This is a genomic window from Idiomarina solivarensis (genome assembly GCF_033052755.1).
In the GTDB taxonomy this organism is placed as follows: domain Bacteria; phylum Pseudomonadota; class Gammaproteobacteria; order Enterobacterales; family Alteromonadaceae; genus Idiomarina.
In genome coordinates, this window is sequence record NZ_JAVFHZ010000004.1 from 184470 (window position 1) to 202210 (window position 17741).

The 17741-nt window shown below is 47.2% G+C and carries 17 protein-coding genes; 3 read left to right on the forward strand and 14 right to left on the reverse strand.

The features are described from left to right. Nucleotides 1-157 precede the first annotated feature (157 nt). The 3 genes from RBK99_RS08450 to katG form a co-directional block, all read right to left on the reverse strand. The gene (locus RBK99_RS08450) at nt 158-2068 is read right to left on the reverse strand and encodes an FTR1 family protein (RefSeq protein ID WP_317504165.1); all 1911 of its coding nucleotides are present in this window, start codon (nt 2066-2068) and stop codon (nt 158-160) included. A 114-nt stretch (nt 2069-2182) separates the two neighbouring features. Continuing rightward, complete coding sequence (locus tag RBK99_RS08455) at nt 2183-2857, reverse strand: SDR family oxidoreductase (RefSeq protein ID WP_317504166.1); 675 nt, start codon at nt 2855-2857, stop codon at nt 2183-2185. Nucleotides 2858-2866: 9 nt separating this feature from the next. Continuing rightward, nucleotides 2867-5047: a catalase/peroxidase HPI gene (gene katG / locus RBK99_RS08460; RefSeq protein WP_317504167.1), complete on the reverse strand. Its 2181-nt coding sequence runs from the start codon at nt 5045-5047 to the stop codon at nt 2867-2869. Between the two features lie 175 nt (nt 5048-5222). Between katG and RBK99_RS08465 the strand changes: the two genes are divergently transcribed. Together RBK99_RS08465 and RBK99_RS08470 are read left to right on the forward strand one after the other, a co-directional pair. Next, nucleotides 5223-5858, forward strand: a complete 636-nt coding sequence (locus RBK99_RS08465) for a class I SAM-dependent methyltransferase (protein WP_317504168.1) — start codon at nt 5223-5225, stop codon at nt 5856-5858. A 56-nt stretch (nt 5859-5914) separates the two neighbouring features. Beyond that, nucleotides 5915-6418, forward strand: a complete 504-nt coding sequence (locus RBK99_RS08470; RefSeq protein WP_317504169.1) for a macro domain-containing protein — start codon at nt 5915-5917, stop codon at nt 6416-6418. 4 nt (nt 6419-6422) lie between these two features. Here RBK99_RS08470 and RBK99_RS08475 read toward each other — a convergent pair whose 3' ends face one another. The 11 genes from RBK99_RS08475 to RBK99_RS08525 all read right to left on the reverse strand — a co-directional run bounded on the left by RBK99_RS08475 (nt 6423) and on the right by RBK99_RS08525 (nt 15647). Further along, the gene (locus tag RBK99_RS08475) at nt 6423-6980 is read right to left on the reverse strand and encodes an isochorismatase family protein (RefSeq protein ID WP_317504170.1); all 558 of its coding nucleotides are present in this window, start codon (nt 6978-6980) and stop codon (nt 6423-6425) included. Then, on the reverse strand, nt 6977-8341 hold the full coding sequence (locus RBK99_RS08480; RefSeq protein WP_317504171.1) for a nicotinate phosphoribosyltransferase: 1365 nt from the start codon (nt 8339-8341) through the stop codon (nt 6977-6979). The genes RBK99_RS08475 and RBK99_RS08480 overlap by 4 nt, the downstream gene beginning before the upstream one ends. Before the next feature lie 133 nt (nt 8342-8474). Beyond that, nucleotides 8475-8969 (reverse strand): cytochrome b, encoded by a 495-nt coding sequence (locus RBK99_RS08485; protein ID WP_317504172.1) that lies wholly within the window; start codon nt 8967-8969, stop codon nt 8475-8477. A gap of 93 nt (nt 8970-9062) precedes the next feature. Further along, nucleotides 9063-10406, reverse strand: a complete 1344-nt coding sequence (locus RBK99_RS08490) for a histidine kinase dimerization/phospho-acceptor domain-containing protein (protein WP_317504173.1) — start codon at nt 10404-10406, stop codon at nt 9063-9065. Further along, a complete protein-coding gene (locus tag RBK99_RS08495; RefSeq protein WP_317504174.1) occupies nt 10397-11059 on the reverse strand; it encodes a response regulator in 663 nt (220 codons plus the stop codon). The genes RBK99_RS08490 and RBK99_RS08495 overlap by 10 nt, the downstream gene beginning before the upstream one ends. 8 nt (nt 11060-11067) lie before the next feature. Continuing rightward, nucleotides 11068-11721 carry a tetratricopeptide repeat protein gene (locus tag RBK99_RS08500; protein ID WP_317504175.1) on the reverse strand — a complete coding sequence of 218 codons (654 nt, stop codon included), beginning with the start codon at nt 11719-11721 and terminating at the stop codon, nt 11068-11070. Continuing rightward, nucleotides 11718-12515: an SDR family oxidoreductase gene (locus RBK99_RS08505; RefSeq protein ID WP_317504176.1), complete on the reverse strand. Its 798-nt coding sequence runs from the start codon at nt 12513-12515 to the stop codon at nt 11718-11720. The genes RBK99_RS08500 and RBK99_RS08505 overlap by 4 nt, the downstream gene beginning before the upstream one ends. Further along, nucleotides 12512-13189 carry an iron-containing redox enzyme family protein gene (locus RBK99_RS08510; RefSeq protein ID WP_317504177.1) on the reverse strand — a complete coding sequence of 226 codons (678 nt, stop codon included), beginning with the start codon at nt 13187-13189 and terminating at the stop codon, nt 12512-12514. The genes RBK99_RS08505 and RBK99_RS08510 overlap by 4 nt, the downstream gene beginning before the upstream one ends. 9 nt (nt 13190-13198) lie before the next feature. Further along, a complete protein-coding gene (locus tag RBK99_RS08515; protein ID WP_317504178.1) occupies nt 13199-14548 on the reverse strand; it encodes an AMP-binding protein in 1350 nt (449 codons plus the stop codon). Beyond that, on the reverse strand, nt 14539-15141 hold the full coding sequence (locus RBK99_RS08520) for a thermostable hemolysin (RefSeq protein WP_317504179.1): 603 nt from the start codon (nt 15139-15141) through the stop codon (nt 14539-14541). Before RBK99_RS08520 ends, RBK99_RS08515 begins: the two co-directional genes overlap by 10 nt. Before the next feature lie 146 nt (nt 15142-15287). Then, on the reverse strand, nt 15288-15647 hold the full coding sequence (locus tag RBK99_RS08525) for a diacylglycerol kinase (RefSeq protein WP_317504180.1): 360 nt from the start codon (nt 15645-15647) through the stop codon (nt 15288-15290). Between the two features lie 122 nt (nt 15648-15769). Here RBK99_RS08525 and RBK99_RS08530 point away from each other — a divergent pair, with 122 nt between their 5' ends. Continuing rightward, nucleotides 15770-17740 (forward strand): LTA synthase family protein, encoded by a 1971-nt coding sequence (locus tag RBK99_RS08530; protein ID WP_317504181.1) that lies wholly within the window; start codon nt 15770-15772, stop codon nt 17738-17740. Nucleotide 17741: the final 1 nt, after the last annotated feature.

The window sequence follows — 17741 nt, forward strand, 5'->3', positions numbered from 1 at the left end:
GGAGTTGTGGAGAGGGGATGTCAAAAGCCTTACTCCCAAAAAAAAGCCCCCAAAAATTTGGGGGCGTAAAAACTTAACCAGGGAGTATAACCAATTCATGCGTTAAGTTGCGTGGTATGTTACTCACCAAATATGACAGTTTTAGGATAACTCGGTTTTATTTCGATGACATTGGGCGCTTAAAAAGTGCTACCACAAGAATCACGTACACCAGCTGCGATATCACCGTTTCCCAGTTCGCATAAAGCCCCAGCCACTCGAAAGTAATATTCAACGGAAACTGCGTGTGGCTCAGCCATGCGGCTTCTTGCAGAGCAGTAATGCCTTTACCTAACAGTATAAAGACCAACGCCAGAATGATGTAAGTCGTTACCTTAAAGAAGGTATTCATTGGCAATTTGACCGAGTACTTAATAATGACCCAGGCCACTGCTGTAAGAACCACCAACCCAAACACAAAGCCGTAAGCAACACTGCGACCGCCGCCTTCCGCCTGCAGTAATAATGACTGGTAAAACAACACGGTTTCAAACACTTCCCGATACACCGCCAGGAACGCAAGCCCAGCCAGCCCCCATAAGGCGCCCTGTTTTAGCTGAGTCTGTACTTTCTCCTGAATAAAGCGCTGCCACTGCTGAGACTGGGTTTTGCTGTGCATCCAGTAACCCACATAAAAGAGTATTCCGGCGGCAAATAGAGCTGCACTGCCTTCGATAATTTCACGGCTAGCACCGCTGATACTAATAAAATACTCCGCCAGCACCCATGTACCAACACCGGCCAGCAACGCTGTTACCCAGCCCATGTGTAAATACCGTAAACCTTTTCGACTTCCTGAGCGAGCCAGCACAGTACCAATTGCCAGCACAATCAACAGAGCTTCCAGCCCTTCGCGCAATAAAATAACGGCACTTGCGGAAAACAAAGCGGCTTGGGAAAGTTGATCGGTCGCCAGAGTGTTAGCCGCTGTTTCCAGTTCCTGCTGCAAACGCGAAGTCATTTGTTGCACTTGCTGCAACTGCCCCGGTTGGCTGATAACACCACGTAGTGCCATCATATCGTGCTCTATAGTTTGCATCAGCGCAGGTTCTTTCGCTTTAAGCGCATTTTCTGCTAACTCAAAACCATCAAGGTACGCTGAAATCGCGAAACGCTTCGCTTCTGAATAGTCACCCTGTTGATAAGCGCTCAATGCCTGCTTGATTTTTGTACGAGCAATAGCAAGCGGAGCTAGTTCCTGACCTTCTGAAAAATAATTTCTCGCGTGAGTTCTCGAGTAGTCAATGGAATCCATTGAAAACCCTTGCTGTAACAAAGTGTTCGGGCTGTAATTGATAAGCTCAGTCAACGGCACTTGTTCTTTGCTATTCGCACTTTCATCAAAAGCCAGACTGCCAACATACAGTGTTAATGCCCAACGCTCTTCTTCACTTAGGTGGCTGAAAGCGGGCATCGCCGTTCCATCTATGCCGTCGGATACCGCATCAAACAAACCCAACAATGAGCGATTCATCGCACGCTCTCGATCAGTAAAGTTTGTTGGCGCAGGCTCTAAACCAGCAGCTCCAGGGCCGTCGCCCTGCCCGACAGCGCCATGGCAGGCCGCGCAGTTTTGCTGAAAAAGCTGTTGAACCTGCTTTTTATCGACCAGCCGCGACGGTAAGTTTAATTTTGGCATAGCCGACAACAGGGTATCTCTCAATTGACTGGTCACCGCGACAACCGAACCAGTATCCGCCTTACTCTTAACAAGCTGCTTAAGGCGGTCTACTAACTGCAGCATTTGAGGTTTCACAGAGTCTGGGGCCTGCTCAGTCTTTTGACCAATAAGCTGTGCGAACTCAATCATTTCGCTGTATTCAGCGGAATTAATAACTTTTCCATCAGCAACCGCTTCGGAATAATCTACGCCAACGTACTCAGCCAGTTGCAGTAATTGACGCATATCAGCGCTTTGAGTCGCTGCCGAAGGAGAGCCTGATGTATAGGCCGATGTCGCAGCCAGAGTCTGGCCCGAAAATAACAAGGTGCCCGCTAAGGCAATGGAAAAAAGCAGTCGGATAAACACGAGAACTCCTCTAGGCTCATGTCGTAGTTAGGTTTAAAATCATACAGGAACCTAGAGGAATATTAAATGATAACCATTGTCGTTTATTCTAAAACGACCTTAGTTTGACCTAAATCAAAAAGCAGGCATTAAGAACACTTCACGCACACAATTACGTGGATTCGCATTAATTGAATACAACACAGCATCGGCAACGTCATCCGGATCCAGCTTGTCAGGCTTGGGTTCATCAAAGAATGGGGTGTTCACCATGCCCGGCGCTATGGTCGTGCAGCGCCCATTCCACTCTTTCATCTCTTCGGCCAGGTTCTGTGCAAAACCATGGACAAACCATTTAGTTGCGCCGTAAACCGAGCCTTTCAAGGTAATCCGCCCAGCGGCAGAACCCGTCATTAAAAAGTGGCCTGTGGTTTTGCGTAAATGCGGCAACGTCAACTTCGCTGTGTACAGGAGTCCGTTGATATTCACATCAACCATCTGCTTCCATTCATCTGGATCGCCCTCTTCTGTACCGGCTGTCGAAACGCCAGTACCGGCATTCGCAAACACCGCATCCAACTGGCCAAATTTATCGACACCTTGCTTCACTGCCTGTTCTAATTCATCGTAATTCCCGGCATCAGCGGCTACGCCAATGGCGCTGTCAGCACCAAACTCCTCAACTAACGCATCCAGCTTTTCCTTCCGGCGCGCAACTAATATCAGCTTCAGGCCTTCTTTCGCCGCTTTACGGGCTGTGGCTTTACCGATGCCACTTGAGGCACCGGTAATTAAAAGTACTTTCGACATGCTTCCTCCTTATGCCAAATCGAAGCGGTCAGCATTCATGACTTTCGTCCAGGCTTTCACAAAGTCTTTAACAAACTTCTCCTGGTTGTCGTCCTGAGCGTACAGCTCTGAGTACGAACGTAAGATAGAGTTCGAACCAAACACCAGGTCAATACGGCTTGCCGTCCACTTCAGTTCATCGGTTTTACGGTCCCGAACTTCGTAGTGGTTACCGGCTTTCTTCCAGACATTATTCATGTCAGTCAGGTTAACAAAAAAATCATTGGTCAAAGTGCCCGCACGGTCGGTAAATACACCATGCTCAGACTCACCATAGTTTGCCCCTAACGCGCGCATACCACCGACAAGAACAGTCATCTCAGGTGCTGTTAAGCCCATCAAATGCGTACGATCCAGCATCAGCTCTTCAGCTGGCACTGCGTAATCCTTTTTCAGATAGTTGCGATAACCGTCATGCAGCGGCTCTAATGACTCAAAGCTTTCCACATCTGTCATTTCATCAGTGGCATCGCCACGACCCGGAGCAAAAGGAGCCGTAATAGTATAGCCAGCGTCTTTAGCCGCTTTTTCAACGGCTGCCGTACCACCCAGAACAATCAAGTCGGCTAAACTGACTTTCTTATCCAATGTCGATTGCAGCTCTTCCAGTACACGAAGCACTTTGTGCAGTTTTTCCGGCTCGTTACCGTGCCAGTCTTTTTGCGGCGCTAAACGAATGCGGGCGCCATTAGCTCCGCCACGGAAGTCCGAACCGCGGAAATTACGCGCGCTGTCCCAGGCGGTCGAAATCAACTCATAGGAGGTTAATTCCGTGTTTAAAAGCTTCTCTTTTAAGTCAGCAATTTCCTGCTCATTTAAGGTGTAATCCACTTTCGGAATAGGATCTTGCCAAATCAGGTCTTCTTCCGGTACGTCCGGACCTAAGTAACGATCTTTCGGACCTAAGTCACGATGAGTCAGTTTAAACCAGGCACGCGCGAAGACATCCGCAAAGTACTCTGGGTCTTTGTAGAACTTCTCCGCAATTTTGCGATAGTCCGGGTCCATCTTCATCGCCATATCAGCGTCGGTCATAATGGGGTTAAGACGAATAGACGGGTCTTCCACATCAACCGGCTTATCTTCTTCTTTAATATCGATAGGCTCCCACTGCCAAGCGCCAGCCGGGCTTTTCTTCAGTTCCCACTCGTAGTTAAACAGCAGGTAGAAATAGCCGTTATCCCATTGGGTTGGGTTGGTCGTCCAGGCGCCTTCAATCCCGCTGGTAACCGTATCGCGACCCACACCTTTACCACCGCTGTTGCGCCAGCCCATACCTTGCTCTTCAACATCTGCCGCTTCGGGTTCCGGACCTAAGTTTTCTTCTTTACCATTACCGTGACATTTACCCACAGTATGGCCGCCTGCGGTTAACGCACAGGTTTCTTCGTCATTCATTGCCATACGTTTAAAGGTTTCGCGCACGTCTTTCGCCGTTCTTAACGGATCAGGGTTGCCGTCTACACCTTCCGGATTCACATAAATCAGACCCATTTGCACTGCCGCTAATGGATTTTCTAACGAATCGCGCTCTTCATCCGAGCTGTAACGGTTTTTCGTCTCCGCCAGCCACTCTTTCTCGCTACCCCAATAAGTGTCTTCTTCCGGGTGCCAGATGTCTTCACGACCACCGGCAAAACCAAAGGTTTTAAGACCCATGGACTCATAGGCCATGTTACCGGCCAGAATAAATAAATCTGCCCAGGACAGCTTGTTGCCGTATTTTTTCTTAATCGGCCACAATAATCGGCGCGCTTTATCCAGGCTGACATTATCTGGCCAGCTGTTCAGCGGCGCAAAGCGCTGGTTCCCGGTGCCGCCGCCACCACGACCATCGGCTAAACGGTATGAACCGGCCGAGTGCCAGGCCATACGAATCATTAAACCACCGTAATGGCCCCAGTCTGCCGGCCACCACTCCTGGCTGTCGGTCATGAAGTTTTTCAAATCTTGCTTTAACTCTTCCAGGTCGATTTTTTTAAATTCTTCTGCGTAATTAAAGTCGTCATCCATTGGATTCGCTTTGGTGTCATGCTGACGCAGAATTTCTAGCTTGAGGGAATTTGGCCACCAGTGCGTGTTCGTTTTTTTCTCAGATGTCATGCTACCGTGCATGATTGGGCATTTACCGCCACCGTTTGAACTACTCATTATGCCTTCCTTATTTCTGTGCTTAAATTTGAATAATTGTTATGTATAGTTATAGCAACGCTGCGCCATTTACTCCAAGGCAAGATACCGTTTGCTTTGATAGGTTTTATAGATACAGATTAAAGAAAGAGAAAGATCGTCTTGCAGTTACAATGCGCTGAGGTAGCATAGTCTCATGCTATGTACTTTATGCGCTTCTACCTCTTTCCCTTTTTGTGACGACAAAAACCGCAAGTATTTTCGTTGTCCGGAATGCGATCTCATTTTTGCTGACCGGGAAACTCGTTTACTTCCGAACGAAGAGAAGGCCATTTATGACTATCATGAAAATGACCCCAACGATACGCAATACAGAGCCTTTCTCAGTCAGCTATCAGAACCTCTGCTAGAAAAACTCGTCCCCGGTATGAGCGGACTCGATTTTGGCTCAGGGCCTGGGCCGGTTTTGCACCTGATGTTAGAAGAACAGGGCATGAAGATGTCGATTTACGATATTTTTTACGCACCCGCACGTGAACAACTCGACCGTCAGTATGACTTTGTTACCAGCACCGAAGTGGTTGAACACTTCTATGAGCCTGCGGCAACCTGGCCAGAGTTAGTCAGTTTAGTTAAGCCGAATGGTTGGATAGGAATTATGACGTCGCTGTTCACTCAAGAAACAGCTGAACGTTTTAAACTGTGGAATTACAAAAATGATCCAACCCATGTCAGTTTCTACACGCCAAAAACAATGAATTGGATCGCAACACACTTCCAACTCCACCTTGAGGTTATCAGCAATCGAATCATGTTATTCAAAAAAGGTTGAACCTCTCTTTAAGGCTAATGTACTAAGATCAAACAAAGGCAAAAATGGAGAAAATTATGAAATACGAGTGTGTGCATGGTGATATTACCCAACAAAACGACATTGAAGCCATTGTTAATGCCGCGAATGCTGAGCTCAAACCAGGGGGTGGTGTCGCTGGCGCAATCCATCACGCAGCCGGGAATGAACTGGAAGAGGCTACTCGTTCACTTGCGCCTATTAAACCGGGTGACGCTGTGATGACCAAAGCATTCCTCCTACCTAACCGCTATATCATTCATTGTCTGGGGCCCGTCTATGGCGTTGATACGCCTTCCGATAAACTGCTTGCCGATTGCTATCGAAACGCGCTGGACTTAACGGAAAAACACCAGATGGAGTCAATTGCCTTTCCGGCTATATCAACAGGAGCCTTTGGTTACCCTTTTGAATCGGCAACCGACGTTGCTTTGGAGACAATAAGAGCGCACGTTGAGAAATTAAGCCATCTGAAGCTTGTACGTTTTGTGCTATTCAGTGACAAAGAATTTGCTCATTATCAACGCGCGCTTAGAAAGTAACTCCTTACTTAATGGTAACGCCGGCGTCCCTTAGCTCCTTTCGAGCTTTTTCCGCGTCGGCGCGGTCAATAAAGCGAGTTCCTTCTTCCACTAAAAAAGTTTCATAGTCATTTTTTGCGGCGTCAAGGGCAGTGGCTCTCACACAAACCTCCAACGCCAAACCAACGACCCAGACCCGCTTAACATTAAGATGTACGAGCTCGGAAACCAGCCCGGTTTTATCAAACGCCGAATACTGGTCAATATCAAAACGAGCCCCTTTAGAAACTAAACGAACATCATCAGGTACGCTAAGATCGGGGTGAAACTCGGCGCCTTTGGTATCCTGAACGCAGTGTTCAGGCCAGGGGCCGCCGCGCTCATCAAAGCTCACATGGTGCCGGGGGTGCCAGTCCCTCGACACAAATATTGGAATACCCGCCTCCTGTGCTTGCGCGGTCATCGCATTGATAATAGGCACCACCTCATCACCTTCATCCAGAGCCAGCTTTCCGCCCGGACAAAAGTCATTTTGTACATCGACAATTATCAGTGCATCGTTGTTCTCAAAAGTTGTTTTCATGAATACTCTCCCTTTCTAACCCCTCCTTTGAGGTGTTCGGCTATCTCTTTCTGATAGTTTGATAACTTCTCACTTATCTCTGCCGAATAAGACTTCCCATTACCACGTAGTGAAGAAACATCATTAGGCAGCTGTTTTAGCTGTTGTTGGGCGTAGTTCCTGATGCTTTCAATATCACGCTGATGAGACGGAAGCCTTTTGCCATTTTGCATCACTTTCTTTAGCAGAGGCTCACCCGGCAGTTGCTCTTCCGCACGTGCAATGATATCGCGACTAAAACGCTCTTCGGTTTCTCGGAAAACTTGTTTTTCGCCGGGTAAGACGGGTTTCCCGCTAGAAAGTTTTAAACGCCCCTTACCGGCGTACTCAACTAACTTGTAGGCCATATCGAGCGCCGCAGCATCATCAGACACACCCATTCCGGTGCCAACGCCGAAGCCATCAATAGGCGCTCCATCCTCAATTAACTGAGCGATTTTATACTCATCGAGACCACCACTGGCGATGATCTGTAAGTGATTAAGATTATGTTCGTCCAGTCGCTTTCTGGATTTAAAAGCGAGATCACCTAAGTCCCCTGAATCCAGCCGAATGCCTTTCACCTTGAAGTCGGAGCCTAACTCATTGGCAAGCTCAATGACTTTGTCTACACCTTTTAAAGTATCAATGGTATCGACCAGCAATACGGTTTCAGGGAAGGCTCTGGTAAAGTTTTTAAACGCTTCATACTCTGAATCATGGGCTTGAATATAGCTGTGCGCCATAGTGCCGGCTATCGGCAAGTCATAAGTGCGCGCAGCTAACATATTAGAGGTGGAAGCAATGCCGCTGAGGTAAAGTGCCCTGCTGCCTTTTCTACCCGCATCAATGCCATGCACACGGCGCGCACCAAAGTCTAAAACAGGGCGTTCCTGCGCAGCGTAGGCAACCCGGGCGCCTTTTGAGGCCAATAGAGTTTGTAGATGCAGCTGGTTCATCACCAGAGTTTCAATCAGTTGCGCTTGTGGTAGCGGCGCCTTAATCTCGACAATGGGCTCGTTTTCAAAAAACACAGTGCCCTCAGGCAAAGCTCTCACCTGCCCGGTAAATTCAAAATCCTTTAAATAATTAATAAGCCGCGGAGAGAAGTTTTGCTCTTCAAGGTAACGCAAATCCCCATCGCTGAAGGACAATTCTTCAATTGTTTGAAGCAGGGGATCAAGACCCGCAGCCAACAGAAACTTCCGCTCTTGTGGAAGCCGACGAACAAACAGAGTAAAAACAGCGTCATCGTGCATGTCTTCTTGCAAATAAGCATCTAGCATTGTGAGCTGATACAAATCCGTGAACAACCCGAGATCTTGCCGCTCAGTATCTGTCATAGCTTTCCTCTATTTAGTGGCTTTGTACTAGAGTCTAGACGAGATATTTGGGTTTATGTAGTCAGAAAGTGGCCTGTCGACAAAGCTTCGCTCCCAACGAACTTCAGCAACAGGCGTTAATCGGCTTAGGTAGTTATTCACCTAAAATATAGGTCACTATAGCGCCAACAATATGCACAATCAGTAAAGCAGGCAGCAGATACAAACCCGTAATTTTATGCACTTCTTCCACGGGCTCATGAATAAGACTTAGGGCGGAAAGATCAAGATTAATGGTAAACCAATTGAATACCGCCATGCCCTCGTTTTCAGTGAACAGATAAAGCGGACCAGTAAAAATGAGTAATACCAGAGCGAGTAAAATCAGGTAATGGATAACTCTGGCGACATCATGCCGTGTGCTTTTTATTTTATAAGCAGGGAAGCCCATTTTTAAACGGTAAACTGTACGCCAGAGCAGAACCCAAAACGCAAAAAAACCGACTCCAATGTGCGCTGCTTCTGCGTAGGCTCCGGCTCCCCTATCGGTCGAGAAAAACATCATGTAGCCCAGAGTTAACATGACAACGACAAAAATTACGCTCAACCAATGGCTAATTCGTGACAGACCTGAATATCGAATATCCATAATGACTCCAAAAGGTGTTGAATGGCTTAAATGTAACCACTCTCCCTTAAGGAAATATTAAGCTTCATCACTCAGCACCAAAAACACTGCTGTTTATTGAGCTGGGTCAAATGTCACAATGAAACAGAACTCATCGCCTGTATTACGAAAACCAATATAAACGCCAAGTTGATCCGCTAGATTTTTGACGATACTCAAGCCCAGGCCGGAGCCCTCCACGCCTAGTTGTTTGCCCCGATAGAAACGCTCGGTAATTCGGTCAATATCGATGGTGTGATCCTCAGCAACCCGGTTGCAGATAGAAACCTCATGCTCAGTCGCTTCTATATGAATTGAGGAGCCCGGAACCGCATACTTAATGGCATTATCCAGTGCATTGGCAAACAGAAGGTAGAGATAGTTTTCATCACTCGTATGCGTAAGTACGGTTGGAAGCAAAACGCTGTAGTTAAGTTTTTTCGATTCTGCAGCCGCGTATTGGTCAGCAAGTGCCTGCCTGACGAGCCGGGCAACATTAACCGGCTGTAAACGCTCCGGTGGTAACTCAGCTTTAGACAACTGCAATAAGCTTTCTACCAATTTGACGAGCCGCTCGGTGCTGTCGAGCAGCGGCTGCAACTCATTCTTTTGCCCTGCGGTCGCACTCCCCAAACGACTTTGAAGCTGAGCTTTCAAACTGGCCAGAGGCGTTCTCAACTCATGCGCTGCGTCGGCGGAAAACCGTTTTTCTCGCAAAAACGTTTGCTCAATTCGGTTCAGGTAATGGTTCAACGAGCGTTTCACTAACGCAACTTCTTCCCGGTCGTTATCTTCGACAAAAGCGGTGTAGTCATCTGCACGTTTTCGGCGTAATTCTTCACCCAAACGATTAAAACTGGAAAAGTTCTGGTTGATGGTCCACCAGCCCAGCCACAACATAAAAGGCAGAATAAACAGTACCGGTATGACCGTATCAATCGTCAAATCCATACGCAGTTCGGAACGAAAGCCATCTTCTTGCAACATTAATACTCGCTGCCCGCTTTCAACATTTTTCAGGCCAAAGGCATGCCACAAGTCATTCTCGAATTGTTGCGCAGAAAAACCAGGAATAAATGCGAACTCATCAGAATCCGGTGCACCTTCGGTTTTCATAAGCACTTTGCCGTCCGCACTCTCTATTCTGTAAGACAGTTTATCTTCATACCCATGCGCTCCAAGGGATTGAACCACGACCCCTGACTTCGGAAAATTGGAATTTACGGAGATTAAAGCAGATAGGGTTTTTGCTTGCTGCAGCATTTCCGCGTCAAAGAGCTCATCCACTTCGTGGCTGACTTCAATATAGATCCAGCCAGCTGAGACTGCCGAACTGAGAAGATAAACTAGCGATACCGCGACCAGAATACGTCGCCTGATGGAGTTTAATTTATGCTTGATGTGTTGAATTAGTCGCATTGTAATCGATAACCAATGCCACGAATGGTTTGGATCCATTCCTTATGGCCCAGCTTTTTTCGCAAGTTATGAACGTGAACTTCTAAAGCGTTACTTTCTACCTGAGTTTCGTTTTGAAAAACAACAGATTCCAGTTTGTCGCGACTCTGAACACGTCCCGGAGCCCCCATTAACGCTTTTAATAGTTCAAACTCACGACGAGAAAGGTCTATCGAGTGTCCCTGAACCGCAACGGTATGATTAACGTCATCCAGAACGATTTCACCAACGGTCAGTTCTGGTGACGCGTAGCCTCGCTGCCTGCGCACCAATGCTCGCAAACGAGCTGCCAGTTCATTCATATCGAATGGCTTGATCATATAATCATCAGCACCATTATCCAGCTGCTTAACAATTTCCGCTGACTGGTCCCGCGCGGTGAGAACCAAGACAGGCAGCGTGAGTCCTTTTTTTCTAATACTGGATAATACGCGAGTTCCATCAAGATCTGGCAACCCCAAATCCAGTACCACAGCTTCATAATGGGTTCGGTTTAACTCACTAATGGCGGCGGCTCCGGTGCGTACCCATTGCACCTGAAACTGCCGCTCTGACAGGCCAATTTCAACGGCCTGCCCTAGCATTGAGTTGTCTTCAACCAGTAGCAATTCCATGCCGCCGACTACCCCTTAAGCTCACGGTTAATTTTGTCTAACAATGCGTGCACCTCTTTGCGGCGTTCTGCATCAGCCAGTGGTCTCTGGGCTCTAACCTCTGCGTTTAACGCCCGTTGAGCATGCGCTTTGGCTTTTTGATACTGCTCTTGTTCAAATAGATAATCAGCATAAAAGTAATTAGGGTCAATACCATCAGGGTTTATTTTTAATGCCTGCTGCAACAGCTCACTCGCTTTGTCATCGTCGCCAAAGCCAAACGGCCACCCCGGAACTTTGTAGTACAATGTGCCCAAACTGGCATAAGCTGAACCGCCCAGAGCGTCAGGCTCCAGTTGCAATGCTCGCTCCAGGTGCTTCCTGGCTTCTTTTGCCAATCCCAGTGCGCTCAACCCGCCTTCGGCTCCAGCCTGAGTGCTCTTAATAATTCCTAACCAAATATGCGCTTCGGCGTTTTCTGGTTCTTGCTTAACCCAGTTTTCCGCTTGTTTTGATAGCTCTTCGAAGGCGTTTAGCTGCTCATCTCCTTCAAGCGTGTAATTGACTTCGGCCCACCGCTGCTGAACTGTCAGCAACTGACTGGCTTCTTCAGCAGCGACCGGGGACAAGTAGACCATCAAAGCTAACGTCATTGAGGTTAATATTACAGTCATTGGTTTCATAACGATTTTTCCTTAATCAATTGATGTAATAAAGCACGAGGCTTTTTCATACTGCCGTTCACCAGTTCAGGTAACAGCCCGTTGAGCCGGGTAAATAGCTTTTCAGGCCAGCCAAGAGTTTTCAGTGGCTGTTGTTGCTCAATTTGATGAATGATTTGTTTAGCAACCCACTCCGGCTTATCAGCCGAAGCTTTTAATTGCTGATTTAAACGCTGAATAACACCTTTATTCAGTTGCGTCTGTATTGCTCTGGGTGCGCAGTGAAGTATTTGCACATCATCTGATTCCAGCTCTCGGTGAAGGGCTTCGCCAAACCCCCGCAAGCCAAACTTACTAGCGCAATAAAGTGTCTGGCCCGGAAAGCCAATAGCACCAAAAACAGACCCAATGTTCATAACCCAGCCATGGCTTGCTCTTAATTGCGGCAACAAACTGTGGATTAGGGTGAGCGGTACCGTTAAATTCGTAGCAATAACACGTTGAATATCCTCAACTTCTGTTTCTTCAAACAATCCCTCGTGTGTGGTCGCCGCATTATTGATGAGTCCGGTAATGTCTAAGTTTTGCTGCTCAATAAAGGCTCTCAACTTAGTTACTGCATCGTTCTCACGTAAATCCACGACGAAATAGTCTTGATGTAAACGCTCAGCGAGGGCACAGAGCTCAGGCTTAGAGCGACCTAACAACAGCAGCTTCGCCCGCTTTGCACTCAGCTGCTCGGCAAGTTGGGTTCCAAGCCCCCCACTCGCGCCAGTCAGTACAACAGTTTGTGATTTCCAATCGACTCTGCTCATGCGTTTTGCACCAATTGTTCGCCAGCAAGCTCAGGTAACGCTCTGAACATGTCGCCGTACAGGCGGTAGACGTGCCTCGCCGTTTGGATAATGGCGCCCTGTGCTTCAACGTCTTCAACTCGATTCATCAGTTGCTCAAAAAAGTGAACATGCTCCTGATCCAGGTCCCCATGAGACAACAAATAACTAAAAGCCGACTCGGGTAAACCCAATGTGCTCTGGATACGTTGCGCGGCCGTCGTTGCCAGCTTCACGCTAGTGCCTTCCAGTACGTGAGCCATTCCGAAGAATGCAGCCGGATGCACGTTGTCTATGGCGTTATAAACTAAAGACACCATAGCTTGTGTCGATGTATGTGGCTCTGACGCCTGCACTGCTTCCACGTCACCTCCAGCAACGTCGAGATCATTCAGTATCCAGCGTTCATGCCCATATTCCTCATCAATGTACTCAATTACCGCTTTGCGCAACCACTCATCACCAAAAGGCAGTTTACTGCCACAGCGCATGAGTAACGGTACGGTGTGCTTTACGTGATGATACGCCTGGCCTAAAAATGCCTGGTAACGCGACAGTGAGATATTACCCTGCAGTGCCTCTTGAATCGGCTTTGCGCTCAGCAGATACTGCTGTTCTACCTGTGTTTGTTCACATAAGGTGTTAAAAAAAGACATAAAATACCTCTATACCGTTAAGAGCTGAGAATAATTGCGAGCAATTTGCTCGCGACGAAGCCGCCCGGTTCCGGTCAACTGTTGGTTTGCTGTACTAAAAGGCTCAGGCACCAGAAAATATCGTTCAATTTGTGCGTAGTCAGGAAGTCCACTATTGACCGCTTCCACACATGCAGCAATGAAGTCTGCGCTTTCCTGAGAGAATATAAGCGCTGTAATAGGTAACTGCTCGGCACCGAAGATAGCCGCTTGCACTATGTTTGGCTGTAGTCTCAACAAAGCTTCCAGCCACTCAGGGTCAATGTTGCGACCAAATGAGGTCACAATAATGTTCTTAAGGCGTCCTCCAATACAGAGGTTGCCTTCAGCGTCCCAGGAACCAAAGTCTCCGGTTCTTATAGTTTGCGGGTACCAGGAATCCGGCTCACCCAAATAACCCAACATACAGTTACCTGAGACCAGAATTTCTCCGTCATCGAGAACAACCTGCGCGTGTGACAGTGGCTTCCCAACGGTGCCGGCAACCGGGTGGCACGGAACGTTAAGTGCAACAACCGAACAAAACTCTGACAGTCCATAGCCGTGCACTAGTGGTAGCCCCAATTCCAATGCTTTTAACTCTAGTGGCAGAGGTAACTTGGCCCCGCCAATTGCCAACAGTTTGAATTGCCGCCTGTCTAACTGGTCGTGTTCAACACCTGCTATAACAGCGGTTAACAGCGCTGGCGTTAAAATCAGGCTGTCCGGCTGATAATCCTGCAGTGCGCGAAAGAAGGATGTCGCACAAAGAGATGACGACCCCTTTATCCCTGCCGTTTCAGAGTTAACCAAAACAATCTCATGGCCCAGCCACAGCGATAAGTACACTCCGGCAATGTTCTCCAGCAAGACCGCAAGAGGCATGAGTACCAGGTGCCGTTTAACCTTTACTGGCCCTAGCCTTTCCGCCAGTGCTTTTACTGTCGCCAATTGAGATTCAGCAGACAGGCAAACACCTTTAGGTTCACCGGTCGTACCTGAGGTATAAGTGATTTTGGCTGTTGCCAGGGGTAATTGGGCCGAAGAATTAGCTTGCTGAACCAAGTGCCGCTTTTGCTCGTCAGTGAAGAATGGCGGAACCGGCACACTGACCTTTTCAGCCCACAGTAGAGCCAAGTCTTCTATCACCCAGTCAATTGAATTGGGCTTATCAATAAAAAACACAGAGCCTGTCTGTTGCCTATAATGTTCATGTTGAACAGCAACACGGTGCAGCAAGGTTTCGTAGTTAATCGCTTCTTGCTCATCTGTTAAAGCAAGCTGATTCGGAAACCTCTCAGCGTTTGTCTGCAAACGTTCAAAAAATTCCATTATCGACATGACGCAACCTCTGCTGTTGACTCTTGGGTGAGCCGCCACGGTTGCTTATTGAATAAAATCTGGCCCTGACTCAACCAACCACTTAACACCAGGGGCTGGTGCTGGTAGTAGTTACCCCAAATATCTTGTATTGAGTCGGGCAATGCCGCCCTTTTGGCTTCGGCCAAAAGCGTCAGCGCAATACCTTCTCGAGCAAAGTACTTCTGCAGAGCCCGTGTTGCAGTAAACACAACCGCCGTCCGTCCCAACAACAAAAGCGACTCGACAACGGCCTTAAAAAGTAGGGGCAGATAATTTGGCCTGATAGCGGCCATCGACCCAACCTCAGCAATACACTCGGCAGCTGGCAAATGCTTATTACCGACCAGATACTGCTGTAATGGCTTATCGAGATACCACTGTGAGAATAAGGGCTTTTGCTCTGCGAACTGAATTCCACATGCAGCAACCAAAGTTCCATTTTCATAAAGACCCAACAGCGTTTCGGGCAAATGACTAAGGCAGGCGTTAAAGTTGAGCCAGTAGCGATCGCAGATGAAGGTTTCAACCGATGTTCGGTTTCGATGCGTTGGCGTTATCCATTGGTAGTGCATGACGATTGCTCCTTTTATCAGCAAACGGTGCTGACAGAATCATTCATGCTGCTACTTTAGACGGCCTTACTTAAGGAAACCTTAAAGGTATTTTAAACATAATGAAGACCGAAACTTCTAAAAAGTTCCGAGAATAAAATACTAAACTAGAAAAACAGGACGCAGGTCCAAACAACAGCCATAAAAATTAAGGCGAAAAAAACCGCCGCTGAGGCAAGGTCCTTAGCCCTGCCACTAAGCTCATGTAACTCGGCTCCAACACGGTCTACCACAGCTTCCACTGCTGAATTAAGCAACTCAGTAATAACGAGAACAAAAAGACTGGTAAGTAATAGCAATCGTTCTGCCATAGAAGCATCGACATAAAAAGCCACGGGCACCAAAATCAAGCACATTAATGCTTCTTGTCGAAAAGCCGCTTCATACTGCCAGGCACTTTTTATGCCTCGCAATGAATTGAACGTCGCATACCAAATTCGTTCTATGCCCGTTTTGTTTGGCTTCATTCCATTTCCTCTTATACCTGATGCTAGATCTCAATAATTTATTAAATATTTCTTAAGGCTAGCTTAAGAATGTGTTGTTAATTTGCCCCTATTAAGCGGAAATATTGGATAAGCACAGCCTTATGACCAAATCGATTTTGCCGATAGCACAGTTATTACGACCCATCTTTCTGTTTTTTATCTCGGCGCTTACTCTGCTCAGCGGGTTTCGCCTACTTTATGCACTTTTGTACAACGATCGTGTTGTCGATGCTATAGGGTTAGGGGAGTTTTTTGTCCTTGGCTTACGAGCCGACCTTATGCAAGTAGGCTATTTTATTATTATCCCACTGCTTGCATTGCCATTCTTTATTCCGCTCATGAACCGACAGCGGATTCAGAATATGTGGTATCGCTTTTCTCTGCTGTGGTTTGCTTTCTGTTTCATTACGTTATGGTTCATGGAAATTTCGACACCTGCCTTTTTGGCCCAGTACGATACTCGACCCAATCGCTTATTCTTTGAGTACCTCGAGTACCCCGCCGAGGTTTTTTCCACGTTGTGGAACGGCTTTAGAGGGTGGTTAATTATAGGTTTAGTTTCCACTCTTTTAATCATCTATTTTATCAAAGGCTCAACCCGGCGTATTAATAAACAATTTCAACCACAAATCTTACGTCGTCGTTATTTATTAGGTGTTTACCCTCTTCTTTTAATCGTCGTGGTAATGGGTATACGTTCTACTTTAGCTCATCGTCCCGCAAACCCCGCGTTTTTTGCTGTCACATCAGACGCAATGGTCAACTCATTAATTCTGAATTCCACTTATACGTTGGAATACGCACTTTACAACTTAAAACATGAATCAAAAGCCAATCTCGTTTATGGGGACTTAACGGACGAAGAAGTATTAACCACGGTAAAACAAACGAGTCATCTGAAAGACTACGAGTTCCCATTTGACGAATACCCAACGGTGCATTTCCAGGCCGCCACCCGTAAGCGAGAAAAACCTCTCAATATTGTGATTATTCTGGAAGAAAGCCTTGGAGCGACCTTTGTTGAGTCACTTGGCGGAAAACCGGTAACACCTCACCTAGAGCAACTTAAGGAACAAGGCTGGTGGTTTGAGCAGCTCTACGCAACCGGCATTCGTTCGGTACGAGGTATCGAGGCAGTCGTTTCTGGATTTTTACCTACCCGAGCACGAAGTACCGTCAAACTCTCCAATTCGCAACGCCACTTTTTTACCCTTGCAGACACCTTATCGCGCCGGGGTTACTTCACGGAGTTCATCTACGGTGGTCAGTCTCACTTTGACAATATGGCCAATTTTTTCGTCGGAAATGGTTTCCAGTCGATTATTGATCAGGATGATTACAAACAGCCTAAATTTATCGGCAGTTGGGGAGTCAGCGACGAAGATTTATTCGACAAGTTACATCAACGTTTGGAGGGTCACGCAGGTGAACAGCCAACGTTCACCCTGGCATTCAGTTCCTCAAATCATGAGCCTTTTGAATTCCCGGACAACGTAATAAAGCGCTATGAGGAGCCAAAAAATACTGTCAATAACGCGGTAAAGTACGCGGACTACGCACTTGGAGCGTTCTTTAAAAAAGCCCGGCAAAGCGACTACTGGAATAACACGATATTTTTAGTCGTCGCTGATCACGATACTCGTGTTTACGGTGACGACTTAATTCCTGTTGGAAAATTTCATATACCCGGACTTATTTTAGGAGCAGACATTCAGCCTAAAACCATCAAGACTATCGCGAGCCAAATTGATTTAGCCCCCACCTTATTGTCGCTGGCTGGTGTTTCAGCCTATTTACCAACGGTAGGACAAGACTTAAGTCGTACCAACGAACAACCGGAAAACCGCGCAATGATGCAATTTGGGGACAACTTTGGGTGGTTAGAAGATGGTACATTAACGGTACTTCGGGTTAATAAGCCAACTGAGCAGTACCACTATATACTGGAACAGGACAAACAAGAGCCATTGGAAGAACAACCCAGTCCTGAGCAACTTCAAAAAATAAAAGCTTTTGCTATGTTGCCCTCTATTTTATACCAACGTCGCGGGTATTATGTGCCCCAGGATTAAA